The organism is Bradyrhizobium sp. 2S1 (assembly GCF_011516625.5).
In the GTDB taxonomy this organism is placed as follows: Bacteria; Pseudomonadota; Alphaproteobacteria; order Rhizobiales; family Xanthobacteraceae; genus Bradyrhizobium; species Bradyrhizobium septentrionale.
The window spans coordinates 5,192,221-5,217,830 of record NZ_CP147717.1 but is presented as its reverse complement, the minus strand read 5'-3'; the positions used below and the strand labels follow the sequence as shown (position 1 = coordinate 5,217,830).

Genomic DNA, 25,610 nt, shown 5'->3' with positions numbered 1-25,610 from the left:
GGAACTTGAAAAGAGCCAATTTTGCGAATGAAAGCAGCGTTTCTTCCGGATCGGGGCGTGGTCAAGGTCTCTGGCGAGGACGCCCGCAACTTCCTCAACGGCCTCATCACGACGGATGTCGAGCAGCTGCGGCCGGGACAGGCGCGGTTCGGCGCGCTGCTGACGCCGCAGGGCAAGATCATCGTCGATTTCCTGATCACCGAGATACCCACAGGCCATGGCGGCGGCTTCCTGATCGACGCGCCGCGCGCGCTCGCCAAGGGGCTCGCCGACAAGCTCGGCTTCTACAAGCTGCGCGCCAAGGTCGTGGTCGAGAACCTCACCGACAGCCTCGGCGTGCTGGCGGCCTGGGATGGCGAGCCGGCGGCGATCCCCGATCTCGCCTTTGCCGATCCGCGCAACCCGGCGCTCGGCTGGCGCATCCTGATCCCGCAAGATCTGACGCAGAAGCTCGCTGAGCTGATCGGCGCCGATCTCGTCGACGATAGCGCCTATGAGGCGCATCGGATCGCGACCGGCGTGCCGCGCGGCGGGCTCGACTTCATGTATGGCGACGCCTTCCCGCACGAGACCAATATGGACCGCCTCAACGGCGTCGATTTCGAGAAGGGCTGCTATGTCGGCCAGGAGGTGGTGTCGCGCATGCAGCACCGCGGCACGGCGCGCACCCGCACGGTAAGGATCATTCTCGACGGCCCCTCCCCCGAGACCGGCGCGACTATCCTCGCCGGCGACAAGCAGGTCGGCACCATCGGCTCGACCGCCGGCGAGAAAGGCCTCGCGCTGGTGCGCATCGACCGCGTCGCCGATGCGCTCGACGCCGGCCTGCCGCTGACCGCGGGCGGGCTCGCGCTTCATCTCGCCGAGCCCGACGCCGTCCGCATCACACCCAAGCAGACCGTCGCATGAGCCGTACCGCGCAACTGCATCCCGACGGCAAGACGCGCTGCCCCTGGCCGGGCGAGGACGCGTTCTACGTCGCCTATCACGACAACGAATGGGGCGTGCCCGAATATGACGACCGCGCGCTCTACGAAAAGCTGATCCTCGACGGCTTCCAGGCCGGCCTGTCCTGGATCACGATCCTGCGCAAGCGCGAGAATTTCCGCAAAGCCTTCGACGATTTCCAGCCCGAGAAGATCGCGCGCTACAACGCCAAGAAGGTGCACGCGCTGATGAACGACGCTGGCATCGTCCGCAACCGCGCCAAGATCGATGGCGCGGTGGCGAGTGCGAAAGGCTATCTCGAGATCATGGAGAAAGGTCCCGGCTTCTCGAAATTCCTCTGGGACTTCGTCGACGGCAAGCCGAAGGTCAATCAGTTCAAGACCACGGCAAGCGTGCCGGCCTCGACGCCGGTGTCGATCAAGGTCTCCAAGGAGCTCGGCGGACGCGGCTTCAAGTTCGTCGGCCCGACCATCGTCTACGCCTTCATGCAGGCGACTGGCATGGTCAACGATCACCTCGTCACCTGCTTCTGCCACGAGGCCTGCAGCGGGAAACTCCGCACACCGCGGCTCATGACGAAATGACTGCGCGTAACTCGACGGAGACCGCCCGCGCCTGGCAGCGGATGTTGTCCGGGCGCCGGCTGGACCTGCTCGATCCGTCGCCGCTCGATATCGAGATCGTCGACATCGCACATGGATTGGCGCGGGTCGCGCGCTGGAACGGACAGACCAGCGGCGCGCACATCTTCTCGGTGGCCCAGCATACGCTGCTCGTCGAAGCCGTGATGCGCCAGCAGACGCCGCGCGTCGACATCCGCGTGCGGCTTGCCGCGCTGCTGCATGACGCGCCGGAATATGTCATCGGCGACATGATCTCGCCGTTCAAGGCAGTGCTCGCCGGCGAATACAAGGCGGTGGAGAAGCGGCTGCTGTCGGCGATCCACATCCGCTTCGGCCTGCCGCCCGTGCTGGCGGATGAGATCACCCAGCAGATCAAGGCCGCCGATCGCGGCGCCGCCTATCTCGAGGCGACGCATCTGGCGGGATTTTCGCAGGCCGAGGCCAAGCGGCTGTTCGGCCGCGATCCGGAATTGCCGGAGGCGACCGAGCGCGACTATCTAACGCCGTGGACCGCAGCGAGGGCCGAAAAGCAGTTCCTCGAGCGCTTCAAGGCATTGCACGCGTCGTAGGCGCGGCACCGCGAAACGTGCCGCCGGTTGCGGCGCAAAACGAGGCGCGGGTACGGCGCCGCCCGCCTTTGCCCACCCGGGAGCAGCCGTTATAATCGGACGCGCCCGATACCCAAGGACCATCATGCTTCACGTCTGCTCGCTCGCCGCGCTCTCCGACACGGTTCGTGCCACCGGCGCCAGCCATGTGCTGACCGTGATGGCCAATGTCGACCAGGTACAACGGCCGCCCTCCGTGCTGCCGGCCAACCATCTGAAAGTGTCGATGGACGACATCATCGAACAGATGGACGGGTTCGTGGCGCCCAACGAGACGCATATCGAGAAGGTGCTGACCTTCGTGCGCGGCTGGGATCGCCGCGCACCGATGGTGGTGCATTGCTACGCCGGCATCAGCCGCTCGACCGCGAGCGCATTTGCCACCGTCTGCGCGCTCAATCCGCACCGCGACGAAATGTCCATCGCCCGGCTGATCCGCGAGGCCTCGCCGATCGCGGCGCCCAACCGGCTGATCGTCAGCCTCGCCGACAAGGCGCTGGGACGCGAGGGCCGGATGTTGCGCGCGCTCGATGCCATGGGTCCGGGCAGCATGAGCGTCGAAGGCCGCCCCTTCCACATCGATCTGGAATAGCGCGGCTCGCACACCCGATCGCTTGAACTTCCGGTCCTCTCAAGTGCACTACTAGGTTGCGACCCCGCTGGTTGGCCACGGCTCCGGCGCGCGCTGCCGGAGGCCTGATGTTCGACTCGCCGTTCGATTTCCTCACGCTGGTCATCGCCATCGTCGCGATCATTTTCGCGCGCCAGGCGCTGGGCCGGATCGCGCTGCTGCAGCGGCGGCTGGATGCGGTCGAGACTGCGGGTGCAGCCGCCACACGGACGGCGATGCCGCCGCCTTTGGCACCGCTGCAGGAGTTCGAGCAGACGCTTCCGGCGGCGCCTCCGATCGCGCCGCCACCGCTGCCCGAGGCTGTGCCGAGCGAGCCGGACGCGCAGACAGAGCCGGCCGCGGATGCTGCGGGCGCCGCGCCACCGCCGCTGCCGCAACCGCCGCCCGCGCCGGAGCCAACGCCCGGCTTCGAGGAAACGCTCGGCACGCGCTGGGTGGTGTGGATCGGCGGCCTGACGCTGGCGCTCGGCGGCTTCTTCATGGTGCGCTACTCGATCGAGGCCGGGCTGCTCGGCCCCTGGCGTGCGCACGATGCTCGGCGGGCTGTTTGCGCTGGCGCTGCTCGGCGCCGGTGAATGGACCCGGCGCAAGGAAAGCATCTCCAACATCGCGGCGCTGCCGATCGCCAACATTCCGGCGATCCTCACCGCCGCCGGCACCGCGGTGGCGTTCGCGACCGTCTACGCCGCCTACGCGCTGTACGACTTCCTGGCACCGGCAACCGCCTTCATCCTGCTCGGCATGGTCGCGCTCGGCACGCTCGCGGCCGCGCTGCTGCACGGGCCGGCGCTGGCGGGGCTCGGCATCGTCGGCGCCTTCGTCACGCCGATCCTGGTCTCATCGGACAAGCCCGACTTCTGGTCGCTCTACATCTATCTCGCCATCGTCACCGCCGCATCCTTCGGCCTCGCCCGCATCCGGCTGTGGCGCTGGCTTGCGGTGACGACGATCGCCTTCGCACTGCTGTGGACCTTCCCGTGCCTGCAATGCGGGCCGGAGATGGTCGCGCCGCACGTCTTCCACGGTATTCCTCCGCTAAGGGCCGCCTTGTTTGATGGGCGCGAGCGCTGCAGGTCCTAGGGGTAATCCTAGGAGAAGCGCTATGACGATTTCGAGGGCGGAGGTGATCACAACGGTCGAGCGGCGGCGCCGGTGGTCGCAGGATGAGAAGGAACGGCTCGTCGCAGCGTCGCTCGAGCCCGGCGCCAATGTTTCCGAGGTGGCTCGCGTGGCCGGGCTTCATGTGAGCCAGCTGTTCAGGTGGCGTAAGGAGCTTTGCAGGCACGGCGAAGCGAGCATAGCGCCGTTTGTTCCGGTCGAGATTGGGCCGTCTGCGCTACCGCGGGAGGTGGCCGAAGCGGCGTTGACGCCAACGGCGCGTCGACGCAAGAGCCAGGGCATCATCGAGATTGATCTTGGTAGCGGGCACCGCATCCGGGTCGATGGCGACGTTGATGGAGATGCGCTACGTCGCGTTCTCGATGCTTTGGTCCGCCGATGATCCCGGTTCCGACGGGCGCGCGAGTGTGGCTCGCGACAGGCTACACGGACATGCGCCGAGGCTTTCCGTCGTTGGCGCTCCAAGTGCAGGAGGTGCTGCACAAAGACCCGCTCAGCGGTCATTTGTTTGTCTTCCGCGGTCGCCGCAGCGATCTTGTGAAGCTGATCTGGCACGACGGCCAAGGAGCATGCCTTTTTACCAAAAGACTCGAGCGAGGAAGGTTCATCTGGCCATCGGTTGGCGGTGAAACGGTAACGATCTCGCCGGCGCAGTTGAGTTATCTGTTGTCCGGAATCGATTGGCGCACCCCGCAAGAAACCCAGCGTCCGACGCGGGTCGGATAACCGTTTTGGGTTTGAATCTGCTGCTCGATCTGATTCAATGGCTTCATGAGCTCGAAGCCAGACGATCTTCCTGCGGATCTTGCGAGCGCCTACATGGCGCTGCTGGCCGAGCGCAAGGCGTTGCAAGTTGAGCGCGATATCGCAGTCGCGGATGCCGCCAGCGCGCGGGCGGAGCTGTCGGACAACGAAGCGTTGATCGCACATCTCGAACTGCGGATCGAGAAGCTCAAACGCGAACTGTACGGGCCGCGGTCCGAGCGCACGGCGCGGCTGATCGAGCAATTGGAATTGGAGCTCGAAGAACTCATCACCATGGCGAGTGAGGATGAGCTCGCCGCGCGTGCCGCGGCTGCAAAGGTACAGAACGTTCGGGCCTTCACGCGCAAGCGGCCGGTGCGCAAGCCTTGGCCGGACGACATCGAACGCGAGCGGGTCGTCATTGAGGCGCCAACGAGCTGCGCCTGCTGCGGCGGATCGCGCCTGGCGAAGCTGGGCGAGGATGTGACCGAGACGTTGGAGGAGATCCCGCGCCGGTTCAAGCTGATCGAGACGGTGCGGGAAAAGTTCACCTGCCGCGATTGTGAGAAGATCAGCCAGCCGCCCGCGCCGTTCCATGCCACACCGCGTGGCTTCATCGGTCCGCAACTGCTGGCGACAATCCTGTTCGACAAGTTCGGCATGCATATCCCGCTCAACCGTCAGAGCGTGCGCTTTAAGGCCGAGAGGATCGATCTGCCGCTGTCGACGCTGGCCGACCAGGTCGGCCACGGAACCTTCGCCGTTATGCCGCTGTTCCAGCTGATCGAGCACCATGTGCTCGCGGCCGAGCGCCTACATGGCGACGACACCACCATCCGCATCCTGGCGAAGGGCAAGTGCACGACTGGGCGGATCTGGACGTATGTGCGGGATGACCAGCCGTTCGCCGGGCCTGCGCCGCCGGCGGCGGTCTATTACGCCTCGAGCGACCGACGGGGCGAACATCCCCAGAAGCATCTGGCCGCCTTCGCCGGTATCTTGCAGGCGGATTGCTATAGCGGCTTCGAGCCGTTGTTCGATCCGAAAAGAAAAGCGATGCCGATCACGCCCGCATTTTGCCTGGCCCATGCGCGGCGGGGATTCTTCGAGCTGGCCGACATCGAGAAAACGGCCAGGGAAGGCCGCAAGGGCAAACCGGTCTCCCCGATCGCGCTGGAGGCGGTCAGGCGTCTTGACGCTCTGTTCGAGATCGAGCGCGCCATCAACGGCCGCAATGCCGACGAGCGGCGTGCCGTACGCCAGGAGAGGAGCAAGCCGCTTCTCGATGACTTGCACGACTGGCTGCTCCGCGAGCGAGAAGCCCTGTCGCGCTCCTCCGAGGTCCTGAAGCCCATGAACTACATGCTCAGGCGCTGGGACGACTTCTCCCGCTTCCTCGATGATGGCAGGATCTGCCTCAGCAATAATGCCGCTGAAAGAGCGTTGCGCGGCATCGCGTTGGGCAGGCGCAACTGGACCTTCGCCGGCAGCCTGCGCGGCGCCGACCGCGCTGCCATCATGCTGACGATGATCACGACCTGCCGCCTGAACAACGTCGATCCCAAAGCCTGGCTCGCCGACGTCCTCGCCCGGATCGCCGATCTTCCCACTTCGCGTCTGCGCGAACTGCTGCCCTGGGAATGGAAGCTCCTGCGGCAAGCCAACAACCCCACCGATCAGCAGGCCGCCTGACCTTCACCCAACGCTATCTTACAGATCGCCACGCCCACGCGCATGCGTCAATCAGGCGGCCTTCGTCGTATGCGTACCTTCCACGTGATCGCGGGCTTCGTGCTGGCGGCGCTGCTCGTGGTCTGCGGCTTCATGCTCGGCCCCGACGGCGATGGCGAGGAAATCGAGCCGATCTCGTCGGGATCGCTCGCGGCCTATCTGTTCGGCGCGATGCTGATCGTGCTCAACAGCGCGCACGCCGACATCGCGATGATCGGCTTTGCGCTGCTCACAGCCGGAAGCCTGCTCGTCGCCTGGCGCGCACCGGCTGCCACCCGTGCGATCGGCGCCGCGTCACTCTTTGTCTTCATCGTATTCGGCGAATGGGCGGTCCGCCGCAACGTCGACATGCTGGTGCTGCCGGGCGGCGCGATCCCCGGCGTCGGCCCGTCCGCGACCGACGGTTCGGTCTCGCTGCATCTGGTCACCGCGGCGCTGTTCGCAGCCGCCTTCGGCATCGCCGGCTTCCTCGCGCAACTGCGCTTTGCCACGACGAAGGTCACGGTGACCTGGGCCGCGGCGGCCGTGTTCACGCCGGTCGCGCTGCTGGTCGCGCTCTATGCGCGCATCGCGCATCTCGACCGCTCGATTCCGTTCGCGATACTCGCCGTGCTGCTGGCAGCGGCCTACGCGGCCGCGACCGAGGCGCTGACCCGGCGCGGCCAGCGGCCGGAGCTGTCGCCCTCGATCGCGTTGTCGGCGACCGGCGCGCTCGCCTCGCTGGCGCTTGCGCTGACCTTCGCGCTCGACAAGGGCTGGCTCACCATCGCGCTGGCGCTGGTGTCGATGGGCACGGCATGGCTCTCGGTGCAGCGGCCGATCCCGTTCCTGCGCTGGCTCGCTGCGATCCTCGCCGGCATCGTGGTGCTGCGCATCGGCTACGAGCCGCGGATCGCCGGCGATGCCGTCGGCACCACGCCGATCTTCAACTGGCTGTTGTGGGGCTATGGCGTCCCGGCGCTGTCGTTCTGGGCCGCAAGCCATTTCCTGCGCCGCAATGCCGACGACGTCCCGCTGCGGATCATCGAATCCGCCGCGATCCTGTTCACGGTGCTGCTTGCCTTCATGGAGATCCGCCACGCGGTCAATAGCGGCGACGTTTATCGCGACAGCGCCGGGCTGACCGAGGTTGCGCTGCAAGTTGGCGTGACGCTCGCGATGGCGATCGGGCTGGAGCGGTTGCGCCTGCGCACCGGCAGCATCGTCCACAATGTCGGCGCGGTCCTGCTCACTTCCTTCGCCGGGCTTGCCAGCGTGTTCGGGCTGCTGTTCCTGGAGAATCCGATGCTGTGGGCGCATGACGTCGGCGGCAGCTTCATCAACCTGCTGCTGCTCGGCTATGCGCTGCCGGCCGTGCTGGCGCTGCTGCTGTCCTACGCGGTGGCGGGCCATCGTCCCGCTGTATACGCCAATACGATCGCAGCCGGGGCGCTGATCCTCGCGCTCGCTTATGTGACGCTTGAGATCCGCAGGCTCTATCACGGACCGGTGCTGGCGCGCGGCGAGACCACGGGCGCGGAGCAATATACCTATTCGATCGCCTGGCTGATGTTCGGCGTCGCGCTGCTCGGCATCGGCATCGTGGTCAATTCGGAGCGGGCGCGGCTCGCGTCCGCTGCCGTGATCGGGCTGACGATCCTGAAGGCGTTCCTGGTCGACATGTCCACACTGACCGGTGTCTACCGGGCGCTGTCGTTCATGTGCCTTGGCATCGTACTGGTCGCGATCGGCTGGCTGTACCAGCGGATCCTGTTTCGCAGGCGGGCTGCGCCGCCTGTGCCGCAGGCTGGGGGTTAGAACCGCTTGTCGTGAAAGGTGAGCCTCAGTCGCAAGTCTCACGGTCGACGGACTCGGCGACCAGGCGAATCCTGAACACCGGCTTTCTGCCCTCGTCGAGCAGCTCCATGTGCCATTCGCTGTTCTGCTTCAGATTGCGCGAAATGCTGCCGAGGAAATTGCCGCAGACCTTGGTCATCTCGGCCCAGGCCACATCACGGCTTTCAAACTCCGTCGCGTGGTCGGACGCGCCAGCGTAATCGCCGTCACTGATCCGGAAAAAATACTGCGCCATATGACTACTCAAAATCGGAGCCCCCAACATCTCGCCGCCTGGCGAACGCTAGGTATTGAGTAGATAACAACGCGTGGCGACCGCCATCCGTATGACTACGGCTTGGCGGCGCTATTCCCGTTGGCGCGCAGATGAAACGTTGGTCAGCAGAGCGTTAGTCGGTGGAGCGGCGGAACTCCGGCGCGCTCTCGACCTTGGCGGGTTCGGCCTTGACCGGCTCGAGCTTCGCGCTTCCGACCTGCGGCGTCTCAACGCGCGACACTTCAGTCTGCGAGGCATCCGCGGATCGGGTGCGCGGGTGCAGCGAGCGTGGCCGCGCCACCGCGCGCGCCATCAGCATCTGTTGGCCGCCCTGATGGCGGAATTCGCAATAGGCGAAGCCCATGCCGGAGACCGAGCCGCGGAACGAGCGCTCGTCCTGCTTGTCGAGGTTGAAGCACGGCTCGAACGGAATGCCCTTCAGCGAGGCGCAAACGCTCTGGCCGCGGATTTGCAGCGTGTTGCCGGGCAGGCGCACATGGCGGATCGGACCGGAGCCGGAGAACTGGATCGAGCCAGCCGCGCCCATGTCGTCGAGGATGCGGCCGGCGCCGCGCGTGCCATCGAAACAGGTGAAGGCGAATACCTTGCCCGCGACAAACTTGCGGGCCTCATCGGCGTTCATCATGCCTGCGAACGCCGGCACGACCATTGCCCCGGCCGTGACGGCCCCCAACACCAAACGCGCAAGCATGAGCTACTCCACTTACGAGCGCGGGCACCCGCTCCTTGTTGAGCATGATCCCCGCGACCGACGCTTCTCGACGTCCGCGCGAGGAAACCCGGCCCCCCGGGATCATGCTGCAAGTCTCTTTACCCGCTGCTTACCATACCAACCGTGGCAACATTGGAGCAGCTTGGTTGGTAAAGTCTGAACGTCCTCAGACTATTTTTACCACGATCCGCCCGCGGACCTGGCCGCCGAGAATTTTCGCACCAAAGCCCATGACCTCGTCCAGGGCGATTTCATGAGTGATATCAGCCAGTTTTGCCTTATCCAGATCGCTGGCAAGGCGGCGCCAGGCGGTCCGCCTGAGTTCGATCGGGCACATCACGGAATCGATGCCGAGAAGGCACACGCCGCGCAAAATGAAGGGCGCGACCGACGACGGCAGGTCCATACCAGCCGCCAGGCCGCATGCCGCGATGGCGCCGCCGTATCTGGTCATCGAAAGCAGGTTGGCGAGCGTGGTCGAGCCGACGCTGTCGACGCCGCCCGCCCAGCGCTCCTTGGCAAGCGCCTTCGGGGCGCCGGACAGCTCGGCGCGGTCGATCACTTCGCTGGCGCCGAGCCCCTTGAGATAGTCGGTCTCCGACATCCGCCCGGTCGACGCAATGACGTGGTAGCCGAGCTTCGACAGCACCGCGATCGCGACCGAACCGACGCCGCCGGCAGCGCCCGTCACCACGACCGGGCCGCTCTTCGGGGTCAGACCGTGCTTCTCCAGAGCCAGCACCGACAGCATCGCGGTATAGCCGGCGGTGCCGACCGCCATCGCATCGCGGGCCGAAATGCCGTCCGGCAGCCGCACCAGCCAGTCGCCCTTGACGCGGGCCTTTTCGGCATAGGCGCCGAGATGGGTCTCGCCCATGCCCCAGCCGTTGCAGACGACCTTGTCGCCCGCCTTCCAGTCCGGATGGCTTGATTGCTCGACCGTGCCGGCGAAATCGATGCCGGCGATCATCGGGAAGCGACGCACCACCGGCGCCTTGCCGGTCAGCGCGAGGCCGTCCTTGTAGTTCAGCGTCGACCATTCGACACGGACGGTGACGTCGCCATCCATCAATTCCGCCTCGTCGAATTGGGTCAGTGCGGCGGTGGTACCCTTGTCCGCCTTGTCGATCCTGATTGCCTTGAACGTTGCCACGATGAGCACTCCCCGTAATCTTGGTTTCGGAAAAGTGTTTAACCCATCAGGCGGGCTGCGCAACCGGGCGCACGACCGGCTTTTCGACGATCGGCAGATTGATCAGCGCCGACAGCACGCCGAACACCACCGACAGCCACCAGATCGGCGTGTAGGAACCAACCTGCTCGAACACGATGCCGCCGAGCCAGACGCCGAGGAAGCCGCCGACCTGATGGCTGACGAAGGCGAAGCCGTACAGCGTCGCAAACCAGCGCGTACCGAACATCAGCGCAACCAGCGCCGAGGTCGGCGGCACCGTGGAGAGCCAGGTCAGGCCAGAGATCGCGCCGAACGCAATCGCCGAGAAGGTCGTGATCGGGAACGAGATGAAGGCGATGATCGACAGCGCGCGGGTGAAATAGATCACCGACAGGATGTAGCGCTTCGGGAACATGTTCTGCAGCCAGCCGACGCTGAGCGAGCCCATGATGTTGAACAAGCCGATTGCCGCGATCACCCAGCCGCCGGTCGAGGCCGGAATGCCACGGTCGGCGAGATAGGCCGGCAGATGCACGGTGATGAAGGCGAGCTGGAAGCCGCAGGTAAAGAAGCCGAGCACCAGCAACACGTAGGAGCGATGGCCGAAAGCCTCCGCCAGCGCGGTCTTGAACGATTGCTGATCGGCAGGCGCGGCATCATTGGTCTCTGCCGGCGGCGTCGAGAGCGCCAGCGACAGCGGCAGGATCAGCAGCATCAGCGCGGCGAACACCAGCAGAGCAGTCTGCCAGCCAAAATTGTCGATCATCGCAACGCCGAACGGGGCGAACAGGAACTGGCCGAACGAGCCCGCGGCGGTGCCGGCGCCGAGCGCGATGCCGCGCTGCGCGGGCGGCAGCAGCTTGCTGAACGCGGACAGAACGAGGTTGAACGAGGAGCCCGACAGCCCGAAGCCGATCAGGACGCCGGCGCCGATGTCGAGCGACAGCGGCGTCGTCGAGTAGCGCATCAGCAGCAGGCCCGCAGCGTAAAGCAGCGCGCCGACGATCATCACGCGCAGCACGCCGAAGCGGTCGGCAATGGCGCCGGCGATCGGCTGGCCGAGACCCCACAACAGGTTCTGCAGCGCCAGTGCGAGGCCGAACACATCGCGGCCCCAGGCGAATTCGCGGCCCATCGGCTGCACGAAGAAGCCGAGGCTGGAGCGCGGGCCGAAACTCAACAATGCGATCGCGCAGCCGCAGACGATGATCACAAGCGGCGTGCGCCAGGTGCCGGACGCCGGTCGAAGATCGCCGGTGGTAACAGCCATGTTGTCTTCCCCCGCAGCTGCGGCGGGGGAACCGCCCCGCCGAACATTACGGGGAGTTAATGCATCTGCATGAAAACCCCAAGAGGGCCCGGGAGAAAAATCTTCGCCCGCAGGGCTGCTCTGCAGAATTGGAAAGGATGATGCGCGTCATTCCGGGGCATGCCGCACCCACCCGGAACAGGGCGAAAGACCACTATCGCTTGGCGCTGGCCTGCTCGGCAGAACTCTGGGCCGCCTCGGCGAGCTGCGCCGAGATCTTGGCGGTCTCGGCCGGGTTGCCCCAGCTCGGCGCATCGCTGCCGTCGCCCCAGGCGCGCGGGCGATAGAAGGTGTGGACGCCGAACTTGTACATCTTCTTCATTTCGCTGACCCAGGACGGTCGCACCCAATAGGCATGGTAGTGGGTCGAGCGGTCGACTTCGGGCAGCCACAATTTGCCGTCGAGCATCGCTTTCGCGATCTTCTTCGCGCGGTCCCACATATCGGGCTCGCGGACGACGTCGGCAGTGTTGTCGCAGGCGAAGGTGAACTGACAGGCGTAGTGCCGGTTCTTGTTCTGGTAGACCACGCCGCACACCGTCTCCGGATATTTGCCGGAGAAGGCACGGTTCAAGACCACCTGGGCGACCGCGATCTGGCCGCGCACCGCTTCGCCGCGGGCTTCGAAGTAGACCGCCTCAGCCAGGCACTTCTCCGACTTGGCGCGCGACTTGTCGTCGAACAGGCCGAGCCGCTCCGCCGGCGTCTTGGTGTGCTGGTCGTCGGCGTTGACCTCGCCCTTCGGCGCAATGCTCTCGCCCATCTCGCCGGCCCTGACCGGGCCGTCGGCATCGACCGGCAATGACGCCATCACCTTCATGTCGGGATCGGGCTGCGCTACCGGCATCACGACGACCGGCGCCTCGCCGGGCTGCCAGCGCTCGAGATTCTCGGGCGTGCCGAGCGAAGAGCCGAAGAACAGGCTGGCGGTCTTGAATGCAAACGGGTCGCGCTCATGCGCTGCATCGGCGGGCGCAGCAGCAGGTTTCGCGGGCGCCGGCTTCAGATCGTCGAGCGGGCTGGCCTCGAGCGACAGCGACACGTCGTAATGCTGCGACGACGGCTTGGCATATTGCGGCAGCGGCGGCGCGCGCAGCGCTTCCTGCAATTCCGGATCGAGCGGCGCGCTGTCGGCCGGCGCGGTCGCGGTCTTCATGCCCTTGACCGACGAATTCGATGTTGCAGGATCCTCGTTCGCCGGCGCCGTGTTTGCGGGCTCGGAAGGCTCGACCTGATCGGGCCCCCTGACCACGAGACGATCGCCCTTCAGGGTGCGATCGACCTTGGGGAAATCGGATGCCGCGTAACGCGGCGGCGGCGCCGCGATCGGATTGCGCGTCACCGTGCCGGTGATGTCGACGCTCGAATTGTCCAGCCTGGCGAGCAGGATTTGCGGGGCCTGCGGCGCGGATGTTCCGATCGGACGGCCGAAGCTGTAGGTGGCGACCTGGATCGAGCCGACCGCGGATGCGAAGACGCGCTTCTGCCAGCGCTCGGCGACGCCGGGCTGCCGGGCCAGGAGCGAAGCAATATCCTGATATCCGATCTCGGTCGGCATCAGGGCGAAGATGCCTAGACCGAGACCGAAGAGCGCAAGACGTGCGCCCTTCGGCTGGTTACGCGACACAAACATCGTACGCTCACGCAACGCTTACTGAGTGCAATCGAACGCGGTACATCCGCGCAATTCGACCTTTCCCGTTGCTAACTTGTTTAGGTTGCCGCGGAGTTAATCGACGTTGCCCGCGCGCTACACTCAAGCGATCGCAGAGTCTTGGCGCGTTGCATCGCGCGCCTTGGTAAATGCGCGGCGCATGAAGGTCGTGAACATCCGGTCAACGAAGATGGTGAACAAGGCGTTACGTGCGGCCGTCTCGGCGTGGTGATCACGCAGCAAACAAAATGGCCGGGACGTGGTCCCGGCCATTGTCGTCACCGACTATTTTGATCGCTCACGCCTGGCTGGCGGCCGCCTTGCCGAGTGCGGCCTGGGCTGCTGCAAGACGCGCGATCGGCACGCGGTAGGGCGAGCAGGACACGTAGTCGAGCCCGACCTCGTGGCAGAACACGACCGACGCCGGATCGCCGCCGTGCTCGCCGCAGATGCCGACCTTGAGGTTCGGCCGCGTCTTGCGGCCGCGCGCGACGCCGATCTTGACGAGCTCGCCGACGCCGTCGCGATCGACCGAGATGAACGGATCGATCTCGAGAATGCCCTTGGCGACATAGGTGCCGAGGAAGCTCGCAGCGTCGTCACGGCTGATGCCGTAGGTGGTCTGCGTCAGGTCGTTGGTGCCGAACGAGAAGAACTCCGCGGTCTCTGCGATCTCGCCGGCCATCAGGCAGGCGCGCGGCAATTCGATCATGGTGCCGACCTGGTAGCTCAGCTTGGCCCCGGTTTCCTTCATCACCGCCTTGGCCATGGCATCGATCCGCGCCTTGACCAGATCGAACTCGGCCTTGGTGGCGATCAGCGGCACCATCACCTCGAGGCCGACCGGCTTGCCGGTGCGCTTGCCGGCTTCGACGGCGGCCTCGAAGATCGCGCGCGCCTGCATCTCGGCGATCTCCGGATAGGCGATCGCGAGACGGCAGCCGCGGAAGCCGAGCATCGGGTTGAACTCGGACAGTTCGCGGGCGCGGTCGGCGAGCTTGCGCGGATCGGTGTTCATGGCGCGCGCCACTTCCTCGATCTCGGCCTGGGTGTGCGGCAGGAATTCATGCAGCGGCGGATCAAGCAGCCGGATCGTGACGGGCAGGCCCTTCATGATCTCGAACAGCTCGACGAAGTCGGCGCGCTGCATCGGCAGCAGTTTCGACAGCGCGGCGCGGCGCGACTGCTCGTCCTCGGAGAGGATCATCTCGCGCACGGTGCGGATGCGGGTCTCCTCGAAGAACATGTGCTCGGTGCGGCAGAGGCCGATGCCTTCGGCGCCGAACTTCACCGCGGTGCGCGCGTCATCGGGCGTGTCGCCGTTGACGCGGACGCCGAGCTTGCGGACCTCGTCGGCCCAGCCCATCAGCGTGCCGAACTCGCCGGACAGTTCCGGCTCGATCATCGGCATCCGGCCGGCCAGCACCTGCCCGACCGAGCCGTCGATGGTGATGACGTCGCCGGTCTTGAAGGTGCGCGAACCGATGCTCATGGTGCCGCGGCCGTAATCGACGCGGATGGTGCCGCAGCCGGAGACGCAGGGCTTGCCCATGCCGCGCGCGACCACCGCGGCGTGCGAGGTCATGCCGCCGCGGGTGGTGAGAATGCCTTCCGCGGCGTGCATGCCGTGGATGTCTTCCGGGCTGGTTTCGATGCGGACCAAAATCACCTTGCGTCCGTCGGCCTGCAGCTTGGCCGCTTCGTCCGACGAGAACACGATCTCGCCGGAGGCCGCACCTGGCGACGCCGGCAGGCCGGTCGCGATCACGTCGCGCTTGGCGGCCGGATCGATGGTCGGATGCAGCAGCTGATCGAGCGAGGCGGGATCGATCCGCGTCACCGCGTCCTTCCTGGAGATCAGGCCTTCATTGGCGAGCTCGACCGCGATGCGCAGCGCCGCTTTCGCGGTGCGCTTGCCGCCGCGGGTCTGCAGCATCCACAGCTTGCCCTGCTCGACCGTGAACTCCATGTCCTGCATGTCGCGGTAGTGCTTCTCGAGCAGCGTGTAGATCCGCGTCAGCTCCTTGAAGGCGTGCGGCATCGCGGCTTCCATCGACAGCTTGTCGGAGCCGGATTCCTGGCGCGCTTCCTCGGTGATGTCCTGCGGCGTGCGGATGCCGGCGACGACGTCCTCGCCCTGCGCGTTGATCAGGAACTCGCCGTACAGCTTGCTCTCGCCGGTCGAGGGGTTGCGCGTGAAGGCCACGCCGGTCGCCGACGTCTCGCCCATGTTGCCGAACACCATCGCCTGCACGTTGACGGCGGTGCCCCAGGATTCCGGGATATCGTGCAGCTTGCGGTAGGTCACCGCGCGCGCGTTCATCCAGGATGAGAACACCGCGCCGATCGCCCCCCACAGCTGGTCGTGCGGATCCTGCGGGAAGTCGTGGCCGGTCTCCTTGGCGACCGCTTCCTTGTACTTGCCGACCAGTTCGACCCAGTCGTCGCCGGTCAGGTCGGTGTCGAGCGAATAGCCCTGGCCGTCCTTGAAGGTGTCGAGGATGTCCTCGAAGTGATGATGCTCGAAGCCGAGCACCACGTCGGAATACATCGTGATGAAACGGCGATAGCTGTCATAGGCGAAGCGGCGGTCGCCGGAGAGCTCGGCGAGCGCTTCGACCGTGCGGTCGTTGAGGCCGAGATTGAGCACGGTATCCATCATGCCGGGCATCGAGGCGCGCGCACCCGAGCGCACCGAGACCAGCAGCGGGTTCCTGGCGTCGCCAAAGGTCTTGCCGGTCAGCTTGCCGACATAGTCGAGCGCCTTCTCAACCTGAGCTTTCAACTCCTTCGGATACGTCTTGTCGTGTTCGTAGAAATAGGTGCAGACCGAGGTCGGAATGGTGAAGCCGGGAGGCACCGGCAGGCCGAGATTGGCCATTTCCGCGAGGTTGGCGCCCTTGCCGCCGAGCAGATCGCGCAAGGTCGCCTGACCCTCGGCCTTGCCGTCACCAAACGTATAGACCCACTTGCCGGCCTTGATCGCAGCCGGGGCTGCCTTTTTCGCCGAAGTTGCCGCCTTCACCGGCGCCTTGCTGGCGGGCTTTGCAGCCGGCTTGGCTGCGGCTTTCGGCGCCGCCTTCGGGGCGCTCTTCTTCAGCGCCTTGCGCGCCGGCGCGGCCTTGCGGGCCGCTGCGGAGGGCTTTGATTTCGCTGCAGTTTTCTCGGCAGTTTTCGCAGCAATTTTCTTGGACTTCGCGACGGCTTTGGCCATGTCAGACAACAATCCGGAAGGAGGGGTCGAAGATGCGCGCCTTACACCATTTTGGGGGGTTCCGCGCAAGCCGCGAAACCCCGCTTTCCCGCTACAGGTGCAGCCAGCGCAACAGGCCCATCCCCACCAGCCCGACGAAGATCAGGTAGATCGCGACGATGTAATTGAGCAGCCGCGGCATGATCAGGATCAGGATGCCTGCAATCAGAGCGACAATGTGCGGCAAATGCCCAGCGGTGATGACCATTGAAGTTTCTCCGGCGGTTTTTGGAGGAGCGAATCGAGCGGCAGTTTATCCGCTGCGGGGGTTCCCACATCAAGACGCCCGTCACGCCCGCGGGTTCCCGCAACTCACGAAAATTGCTCCAAAATGCCGCGTGTATGGCGGTGGTTTTTCCGGAACATCACCACACCGGATGCATTGGCTCGCCATGTGCGCTGGCGAAGGCCGGCGTGCTGCGTGAAAAGAATGGAGCGAGCCATGCGAAACAGAATACTTGCCGTTGCAGCGGTTGCTGCTGCGATCACGGTGCCGGCTGTTGCCGCACAGGCCCAGACCGTCGGCATTGTCCGCGGTGGTCCGGCGGTCGCCGTCGAGGATGACGGAGCAATCGCGGTCGAGCAGCGTCCGGCATTCCGCGAATACATCGTACGCGAGCGCGTGCCGAACTACACCGTTCCGGATCGCGTCGTGGTCGGCACCGTGCTGCCGGACGCCGGCGTGACCTATTACGACGTGCCGCAACGGTTCGGCGCGACACCCTATCGCTACACCGTCGTGAATGGTGAGACCGTTCTGGTCGAGCCGCGTTCGCGACGGATCGTTCAGGTGGTCGAATAAGCCCCCAGCCGCCTGAACGCGATGTCCGGGCGCCGCGTAAGCGGATGTGCGCGCAGATCGACCGGACTTGAAAGCCCCGCCCGGCCTCCCCACCGGGTGGGGTTTTTCATGGATACCTACGATTTCAGGATCGAGAGCAGCGTCGAGGTCGACTTGTAGCTCTTGATCGCGGCGTCCTGGAAATCCTGCGTCCAGTTGGCCGCCTGCCGCTCTTCCGCACTCATCGAGGAATATTGCTTGAGGATGCCGAGGCTGAACTGGCGCGGATCGCCAGCGGACTGGCTCTGCTTCAGCGCGTCGAGCACCGCAAGGCGCGTCCGCGTGTTGAGTTCCTGCTTGGCCGCGAAGGTCTCCTCGGTGGAGAATTTCTTGTCCTGGTTCAGCGAGATCGCCGAGAGCGAGCGGTTGTCGAGCGAGGACAGGTCGGCGAGCTGTCCGGTCTTGCGCCTGGCATCGTAGACCAGTTCCTTGCCGTTGCTCGCAGCCTGGCTCTTCTGCCGATCGAGGAAGGCGCGCACGTCGCTTGCCACGCTGCTGAAGTCGCGCGTCGTGCCCGTCGCGGGAGACGCGTTGCCTGCGAGCGCGGCCGCGATCGGGTCACCGGAAATCCCAGATGGTGCCGTGTTCGAATCCTGCTGCGTCGCCTGATAGCCCTTGAGCACCGCGGCGCGCTGGCTGGCCCAGGTCGCGGTTGCCTTCTCCTCGTCGCTGGCGCCATCGAGATAATCGAGCGCCGCCTTGTAGCTGACGCTGTAGTCACCGGTCAGGCGCGTGGTCGCAAGCGACGGCGCCAGCGCCGTGTCGAAGCGCTGCTTCAGTTCGGTGGCGGCAACCGCCTGCTCGTCCGGCGTGAACTTGCCGCCATTGTTGGTCGAGATCGCAAACAGCGAACGGCGGTCCAGCGTCGAGAGATCGATCGTGGTCTTGCCGTCGAAGATCGGCGCCTTGACGCCGGCCACCGTGTAGAGCCGGTCGAGCGTGACGCGCGCATCGCTCGTCACCGTCGCGAAGTCGGGCTGCGGCGCCTTGGCGAGTTGGGCGCGGGCGGCATCCGACAGCGTGAGGTTGGTCGCAGCGTTCGATGTCGATGATGACGACAGATCGCCGGCCGTGCCGTCGCCCGACAAGGTCGCTGCCAGCGAGGGCGTCGCGGCGGCCCGCGCGTAGGCCGAACCATATTGGGCGTAGGGATTGGGCGTGGTGCCGATCGAGGTCATCGGGGAGGTCTCTGCATTGGCGCAAAGGGCGATTTCTTAAGAAATCGTTGACCCGACAGGACCTTCGCAGGGCATGGTTAACAAATTGCAAATTGTGTCCAAATATTTCCGGCGCGACCCGCCGCTCGGCGGCCGCCGCTTATTTGTCGGCGACCCAGCGATGGCGGCGCTCCGTGAAGACCGATTGCGATGGCGCGGGAAAATCGGGGTCCGCGAAGGCGCCGACCGCAACGCCGATCAGATCCGGCGCGCGGCGCGGCTCCCAATAGACCGACGTTCCGCAATTCGGACAGAAGTGGAAGACCACCGCAGACCCGCTGTCGCCGACACGGCTGTACTCACGCGCCTCGCCCTGCGGCTCGACATCGGCACGGGGAAAGAACGCCGCGACCCCATAGGTGCTGCCGGTCCGCCTCTGGCACTCCAGGCAATGACACAGCGATATCTTGAGAGGCTCGCTCTGACAGGTGACGCGGAGCTGTCCGCAGGCGCATGTCGCGAGCCTTGCCATCATCGCCTGCCTTTGCTGGCGACCAGCCGGTGAATGACTTTGCCGGATGACGCGCTGACGACTTCCGCGTCGAGCAGCAATTCGGCCGCCGCCAGTTCAGTCCGCACCAGGGCCGCATCGAAGGCTGCATAGAGCCGGCCGTGTGCATCACGCGCATCGTCACCTGCGGTGACGCGCCAGCTCAGATAGAATACGCCGCCGGGCTTCACGATGTCGAGCATGCGGCGCACCGACGGCGCGATCAGCGCGTGATCGAGATGCATGATCACGGTCTCGCACAGTACGTTGTCAAAGCTGTTGGCCGCGATGCCGGACAGCTCAGGCAGCTCGGCCCGCGCAAAGCGCAGCGCCGGATAGCGCGTCCGCGCTTCCGCGAGCAAGCCCTCGGAGGCGTCAAAGCCTTCGGCTGGAAAGCCGTGAGCGCCGAGCCACGCCACCTCGCGGCCGCTGCCACAGCCAATATCGGCTGTTACGCCGCCCTTGATGAAGAAACGGGTGACGATGTCCTGGAGATCGACCGGCGCCGGCTGCTCGTGCCAGTCCTGCGCAAACGCCGCCGCTTGCTTGTCGTAAGCGGCGAGCGTTGCGTGGTCCATCGGTCAGCCCTCGATTTTCGAGAAATCCGCCACCGCACGCGTCGCGGCGCGGATCTCGTTGAGCAACTTCAGGCGGTTTTCGCGCACCTTCGGGTCGTCGTCGTTGACCTTGACCTTGTCGAAGAACGCATCGACCGCCGGGCGCAGCTTGGCCATCGCACTCATCGCAGCGGCGAAGTCTTCCTTGTCGACGGCGGCGGAGGCCTCGGCCTTCACCTGGTCGATCGCTTTCGCGAGCGTCTTCTCTTCGTCGAGCTTGTAGAGCGCAGCGTCAGGCTTTTCATCGAACTCGCGCTTGTCTTTTTTCTCCTCGATCGCAAGGATATTGCTCGCGCGTTTAGTTCCGGCGAACAGGTTCTTGCCGTTATCGGTATCGAGGAACTTGCCTAGCGCTTCAACGCGGCGAACGATGCGTAAGAGATCATCGTCATCGTCTAGTGCGAACACTGCGTCAACAAGATCGTGCCTAGCACCCTGTTCGCGTAGCTGCACTTTCAGGCGGTCAGCGAAGAAGCCCAACAACCCGACCGAAACATAGTATCTTTCCGATCGTGCGGGCCCCGTGTCCGACCTTTGCGAAACCAGATGAGCTGCGTAAGCTTCTGTATTTTCCTCGCCCGGCAATTTGGAGGGGAACAGAGCGCACGCCTTGTCGAACAGCTCGAGCAAATTCAGCGGACGATCGAGGGTGAGGATAGTTCTTACCACTCCAAGCGCAGCTCGTCTCAGCGCAAAAGGATCTTTCGACCCAGTTGGCTTCTCATCGATTATCCAGAATCCCGCCAACGTATCCAGCTTGTCCGCCAGCGCCACCGCGACGCTGACCGGATCAGTCGGCACGCGATCGGTTGGCCCCTGCGGCTTCCAGTGCTCCTCGCTCGCCGCCGCCACGGACGCATCCTCGCCTTGCGCCAGCGCGTAATACTTGCCCATCAAGCCCTGCAGCTCGGGGAACTCGCCGACGACTTCGGTCAGCAAGTCGGCTTTCGCCAGGCGCGCGGCACGCCTGGTCTTCTCGACGTCGGCGCCGACCAGCGGCGCTATCTCGACCGCCAATCGTTCAATTCGCCTGATGCGATCCGCCTGTGAGCCCAACTCCTTGTGGAACACGATCTGCTCGAACTTCGGCAGTCGATCTTCCAGCTTCGTCTTCAGGTCGGTCTCGTAGAAGAACTTCGCATCCGACAGCCGCGGCCGGATCACGCGCTCATTGCCGGCGACGATGGTCTTGCCGCCGTCGGGCGCCTCGATGTTGGCGGTCAGCACGAACTTGTTGGTCAATTTCCCAGTCTTGGGATCCTTGACCACAAAACACTTCTGGTTGTTGCGGATGGTGGCGCGGATCACCTCGTCAGGAATCGCCAAAAATTCCTTCTCGAACGATCCCATCATCACAACAGGCCATTCGACGAGGCCGGAGACCTCGTCGAGCAGCACCTGATCCTCGACCAGCTCGAGGCCCTGCGCGAACGCGAGCTCCTTGGCGTCCTCGAGGATGATGTCCTTGCGCGCCTGCGGATCGAGGATCACCTTCGCGGCCTTCAGCTTGGCCTCGTAGTCCTCAAAGCGGCGTACCGAGATCGCGGCTGGCGCCATGAAACGGTGGCCGTAGGTGGTCTGTCCGGCCTCGATACCGTCGACCGAGAATTTCACAATGTCCGGCTCTTCGGTCTCGAGCCCAAAAGTCGCGGTGATGGCGTGCAGCGGGCGCACCCAGGTGAGCGAGCCTGATTTCGCCGAGCGCGCGCCCCAGCGCATCGACTTCGGCCAGGGGAAGGTGCGGATGATCACCGGCAGCATCTCCGCGATCACGTCGATCGCGGCGCGGCCGGGCTTTTCGATCAGCGCGATGTAGAAATCGCCCTTCTTCGGATCGGTCTGGATCTTTGCCTCGCTGATCGAGGACAGGCCGGTGGCCTTCAAGAATCCCTGGATCGCGGGCTCGGGTCCGCCGACGCGCGGGCCGCGGCGCTCGTCCTTCAGATCGGGCTGGCGCGCGGGAATGCCGTGCACGGTGAGCGCAAGCCGCCGCGGGGTCGCGAACGCCTTGGCGCCTTCATAGACCAAGCCTTCGGCAACGAGCTTGTCGGTCACCATGCGGCGCAGATCGTCCGCCGCCTTGGCCTGCATGCGGGCGGGGATTTCTTCGGAGAACAGTTCGAGGAGAAGATCGGGCATCAGACCGCCCTGCCCGTTTCAGTGTGGATCCACGCCTCGCCGCAGGCCTTCGCCAGATCGCGCACGCGGGCGATATAGCTCTGCCGCTCCGTCACCGAGATGACGCCGCGGGCGTCGAGCAGGTTGAACACATGGCTCGCCTTGATGCACTGGTCGTAGGCCGGCAAGGCCATCAGATGTTCCTTACTGTTGCCGCCCTCACGCCAGCCGGCGGCGAGATATTTGCGGCAGGCGTCCTCGGCCATCCTGAACTGCTCGAACAGCATCGCGGTGTCGGAATATTCGAAATTGTGCCGCGAATATTCCTGCTCGGCTTGCAGGAAGACGTCGCCATAGGTGACCTTCTCGGCGCCCTCGCGGCCGTTGAAGTTGAGGTCGTAGACGCGGTCGACGCCCTGCACATACATCGCGAGCCGCTCGAGCCCGTAAGTGAGCTCGCCCGCGACCGGCGCGCATTCGACGCCGGCGACCTGCTGGAAGTAGGTGAACTGCGAGACTTCCATGCCGTCGCACCAGCATTCCCACCCCAAACCCCAGGCGCCCAGGGTCGGGCTCTCCCAGTCGTCCTCGACGAAGCGGATGTCATGGACGGCGGCATCGATGCCGATCGCGGCGAGCGACTTCAGGTACAAGTCCTGAAGGTTCGGCGGCGACGGCTTCATGATCACCTGGAACTGGTAGTAGTGCTGCAGGCGGTTGGGGTTTTCGCCGTAGCGGCCGTCCTTGGGCCGCCGCGACGGCTGCACATAGGCCGCGTTCCAGGGCTTTGGCCCCAGCGCGCGCAGCGTGGTCGCGGGATGGAAGGTACCGGCGCCCATTTCCATGTCGTAGGGCTGCAGAATGACGCAACCCTGCTCGGCCCAGAATCGCTGGAGAGCCAGGATGAAGCCCTGGAACGAACGTTCCGGGCGCATGTGGTCAGGCAGGGCGTCCATCGTCACGACAGGTCTCGCGAGGGGGGTTGTGAAGCGCGCGGGACCGTATCGGCGGCAGCCAATGGAATCAAGGCGATGGGGATGTTTCTGCCACCCTTACCTCGCCCCGCTTGCGGGGAGAGGTCGAAATTCGCGCGCCGCGCGGATTTCGGGTGAGGGGGACTCTCCGCGCACTCTCGCTTTTCGAATTTGCGGAGACGGCCCCTCACCCCAGCCCTCTCCCCGCAAGCGCGGGGCGAGGGAGATCCAGGCCTTAGCCCGGGCGATAGGCCCCGGTCACGGGGTCGCGGCGCAGGGTCTTGATTTCGCCCGCATGCGCGGCTTCGGCCACGCGGGACAATCGCGCCTCTTCCAGTTCCTGGTTGATCCGGACGGCCGTCTTGTAAGCCCAGCGGACCACGGCCAGGCCACCCAGGACGCCTGCGAATGCAATCAGCGGCGGCATCGGTCGATCCTTGTCGTTCACGTCTGTCAGGCCCCCAATACCAGGCATTCTTACGCAAGCCGGCCTGCGCCGCAATCGCACTTTTGGGACTAAATGGCGCGCTCACAACCGTGTGTTCACAGCCCGAATCTGGCCCAAATCGCCCGTGTTTCCAACGCCGAGATCAGATCATCCGGCAGCGCGGCGATGCCGTCCAGCGCCGCCAGCGAGCCCGCCCCCGCCGCCCGGCGACCGAGCAGGCCGGACAGCATGCCGCTCGCCGGCGCGATCACCGGGGTCAGCACCTTCTCGCCATAGCGGGCGCGCAAGGTCGAGCGGAGGTCGCCGATGGCGTCGGCGAGCCCGAGACCGATCGCGGTGTCGCCCGCCCAGTACTCGCCGGTGAACAGCGCGTCGTCGGCACCCTTGAGGCGGCTGCCGCGGCTCTGCTTCACCAGCGCGATGAAGATCGCATGGATCTCGCGTTGGATCGCCTTCAGCCGGGCGACGTCATCAGGGTTTTCGGGAAGGAACGGGTCGAGCATCGCCTTGTGGCTGCCCGCCGTATAGAGCCGGCGCTCGACCCCGATCTTCTTGATCAGCCCCTCGAGGCCAAAGCTGCCGCCGACCACGCCGATCGAGCCCAGGATCGAGGACGGGTCGCAATAAATCTCGTCGCCCGCGCAGGCGATCATGTAGCCGCCGGAGGCCGCGACGTCCTCGACGAATACCAGCACCGGCAGCTTCTTCTCGGCCGCCAGTTGCCGGATGCGCAAATAGATCTGCCGCGACTGCACCGGCGAGCCGCCCGGCGAATTGATCACCAGCGCCACCGCCTTGGCATTCCGAGTGCCAAAGGCGCGCTCCAGCATCTTGGCGACGCCGGAGAGCGTCATGCCGGGCCGCAGCGGCGTCACCGCGCCGATCACGCCCGACAGCCGCACCACCGGCACCACCGCCGTGCCGCGCCTGAACCGCGCCGGAAGCATTTTCTGCGCACGCTCGAACAGTCCCGGACGTCTGGCGCGATCACTTATTTGTTCACTCATGCCGTTACCTTGCGTTTGCCTCAAACGATACACGATGGAGGCGATGTCATCCTGTTGAGCCGCTGGCGCATGGCCGCCTGACCCTCTCTTATATAGCGCCCCGATCAGGGCCGCCCCATCGGGCGGCCCTTTTGCATTTACCGGGGCCGGTAAACGGGCGCCCATGCGTTCGGCCGGCCGGCCGGGTCGGATACCCGGCGCGCTGATTTACACCACTCAAAAGCCATTAGAGCGGGCCGGCCCAATTGGCCCGGCATTCGCGCCGCGCTTGCGCCCCATTGGGCCGGCCAAAAGGACCCGCCCCCCGGGGATGGGGAGCGGGCCAAGTTTCGGCGGGGAGCCCCCGACTGACCGCGTTCTTGCGGGCCGGGGGTGCGTATGTGATCCCCGCCGGTCCGGGCATTCCCACTATCGGTTCGGTTGTATTTCGCCGGCGCCACCTAAAGCACGGTTTCTTGTCGCGCAAAGTGCGAATGGTTTCATAATGGAAAAAAAATATGTGGGCGACGGCCCGCCAATCGCTGGCATGCCAACCCTTTGCAACTTCCAACCGTTGATTTAAGAATTGTTCTTACACGAGGCTGACAAATCAGCCCGACCTCGCGAGTGACTGATCAACAGCGCGGCGAGGAAAGAAATGCGTATGTGAAGGAAGGAACCCCGATGCGGCGGTGCGGGGAACGTCAACTATGCTGTAGGCTCTTGCGAGTCGTATCCCTGCCCAAGGGTGCGGGCATAGCCTGCAAACACCAGAAATTCAAAAAGGGTTGCTCAGTCTATCGATCGGCGCTGATGCCGTTCGAGTGCTCCGCTTGGAATTGTCGATGGCTCGTCAACGACGACGCGGCCGAACTCTCGCGGCCCGATCGCTCACATTACGTGATCGATCTCATGCCGGATTTCATCACCCTTCCGGACAATGAGACCGGCGCGATCCAGAACATCCAAGTCGTCCAAATCTGGATTGATCCTGCTTACCCGCTCGCCCACCGCGATCCCGCCTTGCGCCGCTGGCTTTGTCGCCGCGCCGAGCAGGGGATCGCCGCCTTGATCCGCTTCAATGAACGAGACGCGCTGACGATCTTCGCGCCGCCCTTCGATCCGAAGGGCGAGTGGCACGAGATCATCAGCGGCGCCAACAATGTCTCGATCAATCGCACTCATTCCTTTGAGGAAATCACGTCAGCGCTCGGTGGTCGGGCGCTGGTGATCAGCGAACCGGAGAAAGGCTATTATGGCAAAGAAAGACGAAGCACACCCAACGGATAGGTTCCGGATT

Annotated in this window: 24 protein-coding genes and 2 pseudogenes; 11 read left to right on the top strand and 15 right to left on the bottom strand. The window is 65.0% G+C overall.

Translation table 11 applies throughout. From position 1 onward, the window contains the following. The first annotated feature begins 27 nt into the window (after window positions 1-27). The 9 genes and pseudogenes from HAP54_RS24675 to HAP54_RS24635 form a co-directional block, all read left to right on the top strand. On the top strand, window positions 28-909 hold the full coding sequence (locus HAP54_RS24675) for a YgfZ/GcvT domain-containing protein (protein ID WP_166304434.1): 882 nt from the start codon (window positions 28-30) through the stop codon (window positions 907-909). Next, window positions 906-1,532 carry a DNA-3-methyladenine glycosylase I gene (locus tag HAP54_RS24670; protein WP_166304431.1) on the top strand — a complete coding sequence of 209 codons (627 nt, stop codon included), beginning with the start codon at window positions 906-908 and terminating at the stop codon, window positions 1,530-1,532. The genes HAP54_RS24675 and HAP54_RS24670 overlap by 4 nt, the downstream gene beginning before the upstream one ends. Then, complete coding sequence (locus HAP54_RS24665; RefSeq protein ID WP_166304428.1) at window positions 1,529-2,140, top strand: YfbR-like 5'-deoxynucleotidase; 612 nt, start codon at window positions 1,529-1,531, stop codon at window positions 2,138-2,140. The genes HAP54_RS24670 and HAP54_RS24665 overlap by 4 nt, the downstream gene beginning before the upstream one ends. A gap of 124 nt (window positions 2,141-2,264) precedes the next feature. Next, window positions 2,265-2,771 carry a tyrosine phosphatase family protein gene (locus HAP54_RS24660; protein WP_029079000.1) on the top strand — a complete coding sequence of 169 codons (507 nt, stop codon included), beginning with the start codon at window positions 2,265-2,267 and terminating at the stop codon, window positions 2,769-2,771. 107 nt (window positions 2,772-2,878) lie between these two features. Beyond that, a pseudogene (locus HAP54_RS24655) lies at window positions 2,879-3,839 on the top strand (DUF2339 domain-containing protein); the annotation flags it as partial. A 73-nt stretch (window positions 3,840-3,912) separates the two neighbouring features. Then, complete coding sequence (gene tnpA / locus HAP54_RS24650; protein WP_166294114.1) at window positions 3,913-4,311, top strand: IS66-like element accessory protein TnpA; 399 nt, start codon at window positions 3,913-3,915, stop codon at window positions 4,309-4,311. Next, window positions 4,308-4,655, top strand: coding sequence for an IS66 family insertion sequence element accessory protein TnpB (gene tnpB / locus HAP54_RS24645; protein ID WP_028182053.1), 348 nt, complete (start codon window positions 4,308-4,310; stop codon window positions 4,653-4,655). The genes tnpA and tnpB overlap by 4 nt, the downstream gene beginning before the upstream one ends. 45 nt (window positions 4,656-4,700) lie before the next feature. Next, window positions 4,701-6,365: an IS66 family transposase gene (tnpC, locus tag HAP54_RS24640; protein ID WP_166294112.1), complete on the top strand. Its 1,665-nt coding sequence runs from the start codon at window positions 4,701-4,703 to the stop codon at window positions 6,363-6,365. A gap of 78 nt (window positions 6,366-6,443) precedes the next feature. Beyond that, window positions 6,444-8,201, top strand: a pseudogene (locus HAP54_RS24635) (DUF2339 domain-containing protein); the annotation flags it as partial. A 25-nt stretch (window positions 8,202-8,226) separates the two neighbouring features. Here HAP54_RS24635 and HAP54_RS24630 read toward each other — a convergent pair. The 8 genes from HAP54_RS24630 to HAP54_RS24595 form a co-directional block, all read right to left on the bottom strand. Continuing rightward, on the bottom strand, window positions 8,227-8,475 hold the full coding sequence (locus HAP54_RS24630; RefSeq protein WP_166304426.1) for a DUF6894 family protein: 249 nt from the start codon (window positions 8,473-8,475) through the stop codon (window positions 8,227-8,229). 154 nt (window positions 8,476-8,629) lie between these two features. Beyond that, window positions 8,630-9,208, bottom strand: a complete 579-nt coding sequence (locus tag HAP54_RS24625) for a hypothetical protein (protein ID WP_166304423.1) — start codon at window positions 9,206-9,208, stop codon at window positions 8,630-8,632. 187 nt (window positions 9,209-9,395) lie between these two features. Beyond that, complete coding sequence (locus tag HAP54_RS24620) at window positions 9,396-10,382, bottom strand: MDR family oxidoreductase (protein ID WP_166304420.1); 987 nt, start codon at window positions 10,380-10,382, stop codon at window positions 9,396-9,398. 46 nt (window positions 10,383-10,428) lie between these two features. Beyond that, window positions 10,429-11,673, bottom strand: coding sequence for an MFS transporter (locus tag HAP54_RS24615; RefSeq protein WP_166304418.1), 1,245 nt, complete (start codon window positions 11,671-11,673; stop codon window positions 10,429-10,431). Between the two features lie 193 nt (window positions 11,674-11,866). Beyond that, window positions 11,867-13,345 carry a cell wall hydrolase gene (locus HAP54_RS24610; protein WP_166304415.1) on the bottom strand — a complete coding sequence of 493 codons (1,479 nt, stop codon included), beginning with the start codon at window positions 13,343-13,345 and terminating at the stop codon, window positions 11,867-11,869. A gap of 123 nt (window positions 13,346-13,468) precedes the next feature. Beyond that, on the bottom strand, window positions 13,469-13,639 hold the full coding sequence (locus HAP54_RS24605) for a hypothetical protein (RefSeq protein WP_166304412.1): 171 nt from the start codon (window positions 13,637-13,639) through the stop codon (window positions 13,469-13,471). 25 nt (window positions 13,640-13,664) lie between these two features. Further along, window positions 13,665-16,580 (bottom strand): pyruvate, phosphate dikinase, encoded by a 2,916-nt coding sequence (gene ppdK, locus HAP54_RS24600; RefSeq protein WP_166304409.1) that lies wholly within the window; start codon window positions 16,578-16,580, stop codon window positions 13,665-13,667. 91 nt (window positions 16,581-16,671) lie between these two features. Next, entirely contained in the window at window positions 16,672-16,827 is a 156-nt protein-coding gene (locus HAP54_RS24595) for a DUF3096 domain-containing protein (protein WP_084518327.1), read from the bottom strand. 234 nt (window positions 16,828-17,061) lie between these two features. Between HAP54_RS24595 and HAP54_RS24590 the strand changes: the two genes are divergently transcribed. Continuing rightward, window positions 17,062-17,421 (top strand): DUF1236 domain-containing protein, encoded by a 360-nt coding sequence (locus HAP54_RS24590; protein ID WP_166304406.1) that lies wholly within the window; start codon window positions 17,062-17,064, stop codon window positions 17,419-17,421. Between the two features lie 116 nt (window positions 17,422-17,537). On the opposite strand, the gene HAP54_RS24585 is transcribed toward HAP54_RS24590, so the two are convergent. The 7 genes from HAP54_RS24585 to HAP54_RS24555 all read right to left on the bottom strand — a co-directional run bounded on the left by HAP54_RS24585 (window position 17,538) and on the right by HAP54_RS24555 (window position 24,331). Next, entirely contained in the window at window positions 17,538-18,638 is a 1,101-nt protein-coding gene (locus HAP54_RS24585; RefSeq protein ID WP_166304403.1) for a hypothetical protein, read from the bottom strand. 139 nt (window positions 18,639-18,777) lie between these two features. Continuing rightward, the gene (locus HAP54_RS24580; protein ID WP_210297565.1) at window positions 18,778-19,149 is read right to left on the bottom strand and encodes a GFA family protein; all 372 of its coding nucleotides are present in this window, start codon (window positions 19,147-19,149) and stop codon (window positions 18,778-18,780) included. Then, window positions 19,149-19,745 carry a class I SAM-dependent methyltransferase gene (locus HAP54_RS24575; RefSeq protein ID WP_166304397.1) on the bottom strand — a complete coding sequence of 199 codons (597 nt, stop codon included), beginning with the start codon at window positions 19,743-19,745 and terminating at the stop codon, window positions 19,149-19,151. Before HAP54_RS24575 ends, HAP54_RS24580 begins: the two co-directional genes overlap by 1 nt. 3 nt (window positions 19,746-19,748) lie before the next feature. After that, a complete protein-coding gene (gene glyS / locus HAP54_RS24570; RefSeq protein ID WP_166304394.1) occupies window positions 19,749-21,923 on the bottom strand; it encodes a glycine--tRNA ligase subunit beta in 2,175 nt (724 codons plus the stop codon). Continuing rightward, window positions 21,923-22,858, bottom strand: coding sequence for a glycine--tRNA ligase subunit alpha (locus HAP54_RS24565; protein WP_029079013.1), 936 nt, complete (start codon window positions 22,856-22,858; stop codon window positions 21,923-21,925). Before HAP54_RS24565 ends, glyS begins: the two co-directional genes overlap by 1 nt. A 253-nt stretch (window positions 22,859-23,111) precedes the next feature. Continuing rightward, window positions 23,112-23,303, bottom strand: coding sequence for a hypothetical protein (locus HAP54_RS24560; protein ID WP_029079014.1), 192 nt, complete (start codon window positions 23,301-23,303; stop codon window positions 23,112-23,114). A 116-nt stretch (window positions 23,304-23,419) separates the two neighbouring features. Then, entirely contained in the window at window positions 23,420-24,331 is a 912-nt protein-coding gene (locus tag HAP54_RS24555) for a S49 family peptidase (protein ID WP_166304391.1), read from the bottom strand. 792 nt (window positions 24,332-25,123) lie between these two features. Here HAP54_RS24555 and HAP54_RS24550 point away from each other — a divergent pair. Next, window positions 25,124-25,600, top strand: a complete 477-nt coding sequence (locus HAP54_RS24550) for a hypothetical protein (RefSeq protein WP_166304388.1) — start codon at window positions 25,124-25,126, stop codon at window positions 25,598-25,600. Window positions 25,601-25,610 lie beyond the last annotated feature (10 nt).